Below are 233 nucleotides of genomic sequence, written 5' to 3'. Positions count from 1 at the left end.
CGCCAACACCGGCGCCACGGCTCCGGTCGCCACTGTGGCCACGAGTGTCGGCGCAGCCTTGAACCCCGTGACATCCGGCGTCACCGCACTGACCCAGAACATCGGCACCACCACGGGCGTCGGCGCTCCGGTCAATGGTCTGGTGACTCAAGTCGGCGGTGCCGTCAGCAGTCTGGGCACTAACCTGACCGCTGCCAACGCCAACCCGGTCACCAATACCCTGGGCACCACCG

Annotated in this window: 1 protein-coding gene; it reads left to right on the top strand. The window is 67.8% G+C overall.

The features are described 5' to 3' along the window. A partial coding sequence (locus tag AC0L3U_RS40320; protein ID WP_473365260.1) for a collagen-like triple helix repeat-containing protein occupies positions 1–233 on the top strand: 233 nt, incomplete at both ends.

Source organism: Bradyrhizobium sp. Kon69 (assembly GCF_055807515.1).
Note: the sequence above shows the minus strand (reverse complement) of the source record. Positions and strands in the feature narration are given on the sequence as shown.